2 protein-coding genes are annotated in these 1040 nt (G+C 48.4%); one reads left to right on the top strand and one right to left on the bottom strand.

Going from position 1 to position 1040, the window contains the following annotated elements:
* Positions 1 to 82 precede the first annotated feature (82 nt).
* Positions 83 to 760: an RNA polymerase sporulation sigma factor SigK gene (sigK, locus tag RUMCAL_RS13865; RefSeq protein WP_021683656.1), complete on the bottom strand. Its 678-nt coding sequence runs from the start codon at positions 758 to 760 to the stop codon at positions 83 to 85.
* 74 nt (positions 761 to 834) lie between these two features.
* Between sigK and RUMCAL_RS16345 the strand changes: the two genes are divergently transcribed.
* The coding region (locus RUMCAL_RS16345) for a hypothetical protein (RefSeq protein WP_207636465.1) at positions 835 to 1040 on the top strand (206 nt) is incomplete at its 3' end.

Genomic DNA, 1040 nt, shown 5'->3' on the forward strand with positions numbered 1-1040 from the left:
TCTGTCGCACAATCTTTGTGCGGTATTGCCGAAACAAAAACGCCTGCGAAGAATGGTCTTTGCAGGCATTTTCTCTGGAATTTTACGAACACTGATACGCTTTCCGCAGCTTTTCAATGGCGTGTTTTTCCAGCCGTGAAATGTACGACCGCGAAATTCCCAGCTTTTTCGCCACTTCCCGCTGTGTCATAGGAGCACAGCCATACAGCCCGTACCGCTGCACTAGAATTTCCGTTTCCCGCGGGGTGAGGAACTGCTGCAAGTACTGGTACAGCTGCTTCGACTGCATCAGCGTATCCACCATTTCTGGCAGGTCGGTGCCGTCGTCAATGATATCCATCAGTGTCAGCTGGTTGCCGTCACCGTCGGTTTCGATCGGCTCCCCCATATAGATCTGATCGGCATGCTTTTTCTTGGCACGGAAGTTCATCAGAATTTCATTTTCAATACATCGGCTGGCATAGGTGGCGAACCTTGCCCCTTTGGAGCAGTCGAAAGAGTCCACCGCTTTCACCAGCCCAATGGTGCCGATCGAAATCAGTTCCTCCTGCTCCGGCTGGGGCATGCCGTACTTTTTGATGATATGTGCCACCAACCGCATATTGTGCAGGATCAGCTTTTCCCGTGCACTGCGGTCACCGGCCGCCATCGCCTCAAAGCAAGCCTGCTCCTCCTCTTTTTTCAGGGGCTTCCGGAACGAACCCGCCTCTCCCACATGGAGAAAAAAACAGAAAAAATGTTGAAACAACTGCAAAAACATCGAATCACCTCAAGGCAGTGTATGCGTGAGGGATTGTACGGTATGCCGATTGGGGCAGGAAATTGTAAGAGCTTGTGTTCATCGGTTCAGCACATGTCTTTTCGGCAAATTTTCCTGCTGAACTTCGTCAAATATCCTTGCAATACGACAGTATTCCTGCGGATATTTTCCTTGTCAGCATAAAAATTATGCTCGAAAATCCGCATACTTTACCGATGAACACAAGCTCTAATTCATTTTATTTTTTGGGTAGATTATTAAACTGTAACAAGTACTTGAT

The organism is Ruminococcus callidus ATCC 27760 (genome assembly GCF_000468015.1).
GTDB classification, from domain to species: domain Bacteria; phylum Bacillota; class Clostridia; order Oscillospirales; family Ruminococcaceae; genus Ruminococcus_C; species Ruminococcus_C callidus.